This window comes from Methanobrevibacter curvatus (genome assembly GCF_001639295.1).
Classification (GTDB): Archaea; Methanobacteriota; Methanobacteria; order Methanobacteriales; family Methanobacteriaceae; genus Methanoflexus; species Methanoflexus curvatus.
In genome coordinates this window covers 1-3,057 of sequence record NZ_LWMV01000061.1, presented here as the reverse complement: position 1 = coordinate 3,057, position 3,057 = coordinate 1, and the positions used below count along the sequence as shown (strand labels likewise).

Genomic DNA, 3,057 nt, shown 5'->3' with positions numbered 1-3,057 from the left:
TTAAAGTAACAACAATATCTAAAAATACACTCTGACCATTAGCTAAATTACCAATATACCATTTACCATTAGCAGAATTATAACTATTAACAGTAGCATTAGAAGACTTATAAATCAAACCATTAGGCAAATTATCAGTAATCTCAACACCAGTAGCATTATCAGGACCATGATTAGTCACATTAATAGTATATTTAACATCAATACCATTTAAGACACTACCAGACACATTACTAGTTTTTACAACACTAATATTCACAGTCGGAGTAACAGACAAATTAGTATTGTTACCAGGAGTACTACTGTTATTACCAGTATTATTTTGATCAACACCAGTCAAATTCGCAACATTAATAACATTACCAGAAACATTCAAAGTAACAACAATATCCAAGAACACACTCTGACCATTAGCTAAATTACCAATATACCATTTACCATTAGCAGAATTATAACTATTAACAGTAGCATTAGAAGACTTATAAATCAAACCATTAGGCAAATTATCAGTAATCTCAACACCAGTAGCATTATCAGGACCATGATTAGTCACATTAATAGTATATTTAACATCAACACCATTTAAAACATTACCAGACACATTACTAGTTTTTATAATACTAATATTCACAGTTGGAGTAACAGTTAAGTTAGTATTGTTACCAGGAGTACTACTGTTATTACCAGTATTATTTTGATCAACAGTCACATTAGCAATATTAACAACATTACCTGTACTATTTAAGGTAACAACAATATCTAAAAATACACTTTGACCATTAGCTAAATCGCCAATATACCATTTACCAGTAACATGATTGTAACTACCAAAGCTAGCATTAGAAGACCTGTAAATAACACCAGCAGGTAAAATATCAGTAACTTCAACACCAGTAGCATTATCAGGACCATGATTAGTCACATTAATAGAATATCTAATATCAATACCATTTAAGACATTACCAGACACATTACTTGTTTTTATAATACTAATATTCACAGTCGGAGTAACAGAGAAATTAGTATTGTTACCAGGAGTACTACTGTTATTACCAGTATTATTCTGATCAACACCAGTCAAATTCGCAACATTAACAACATTACCAGAAACATTCAAAGTAACAACAATATCTAAAAATACACTCTGACCATTAGCTAAATTACCAATATACCATTTACCAGTAATAGCATCATAAGAACCAACAGTAGCATTAGAAGATCTATAAATCAAACCATTAGGCAAATTATCAGTAATCTCAACACCAGTAGCATTATCAGGACCAAAATTAGTCACATTAATAGAATACATAACATCAACACCATTTAAAACACTACCAGACACATTACTAGTCTTAATAATACTAATATTCACAGTTGAATTAACAGAGAAGTTAGTGTTATTACCAGGAAGACTACTATTATTACCTGTGTTGTTCTGATCAACACCAGTCAAATTCGCAACATTAATAACATTACCAGTGCTATTTAAAGTAACAACAATATCTAAAAGTACACTCTGACCATTAGCTAAATTACCAATATACCATTTACCAGTACCAGCATCATAAGAACCAACAGTAGCATTAGAAGACTTATAAATCAAGGCAGTAGGTAAATTATCAGTTATTTCAACACCAGTAGCACTATCAGGACCATGATTAGTCACATTAATAGTATACTTAACATCAACACCATTTAAAACAGTACCACTTACATTACTAGTTTTTATAATACTAATATTCACTGTTGAAACAACAGTTAAATTAGTATCATTACCCAAATTACTACTATTATTACCTGTATTATTCTGATCAACACCAGTCAAATTCGCAACATTAACAACATTACCAGCACCATTTAAAGTAACAATAATATTCAAAAGTACACTTTGACCATTAGCTAAATTACCAATATACCATTTACCAGTACCAACATCATAAGAACCAACAGTAGCATTAGAAGACTTATAAATCACACCATTAGGTAAGTTATCAGTAATCTCAACACCAGTAGCATCATCAGGACCATGATTAGTCACATCAATAGTATATCTAACATCAATACCATTTAAGACACTACCAGACACATTACTAGTTTTAACAATACTAATATTCACAGCAGGAGTAACAGACAAATTAGTATTATTACCAGGAACACTACTATTATTACCAGTATTATTCTGATCAACAGTCACATTAGCAATATTAACAACATTACCAGTACTATTTAAAGTAACAACAATATCTAAAAATACACTCTGACCATTAGCTAAATCACCAATATACCATTTACCAGAAACATGATTATAGGCACCAAAACTAGCATTAGAAGACCTGTAAATAACACCAGCAGGTAAAATATCAGTAACTTCAAGACCAGTAGCATTATCAGGACCATGATTAGTCACATTAATAGAATATCTAATATCAATACCATTTAAGACATTACCAGACACATTACTAGTTTTTATAATAGTAATATTCACAGTTGGGGTAACAGAGAAGTTAGTATTGTTACCAGGAGTACTGCTATTATTACCTGTATTATTTTGATCAACACCAGTCAAGTTCGCAACATTAATAACATTACCTGTGCTGTTTAAAGTAACAACAATATCTAAAAATACACTTTGACCATTAGCTAAATCACCAATATACCATTTACCATTAGCAGAATTATAACTATTAACAGTAGCATTAGAAGACTTATAAATAACACCAACAGGCAAATTATCAGTAATCTCAACACCAGTAGCATTATCAGGACCAAAATTAGTCACATTAATAGTATACTTAACATCAACACCATTTAAGACACTACCAGACACATTACTAGTTTTTATAATACTAATATTCACTGTTGAAGTGACAGTTAAATTAGTGTTATTACCCGGATTACTACTATTATTACCTGTGTTATTTTGATCAACTCCAGTCAAGTTCGCAACATTAACAACATTACCAGTACTATTTAAAGTAGCAACAATATCTAAAAATACACTTTGACCATTAGCTAAATTACCAATATACCATTTACCATTAGCAGAATTATAACTAT

General features: G+C 30.5%; 1 protein-coding gene. It reads right to left on the bottom strand.

Features of this window, described 5'->3' with window-relative positions:
• Positions 1-3,057: DUF11 domain-containing protein (locus MBCUR_RS01645; protein WP_157077527.1), on the bottom strand; the 3,057-nt coding region annotated here is incomplete at both ends.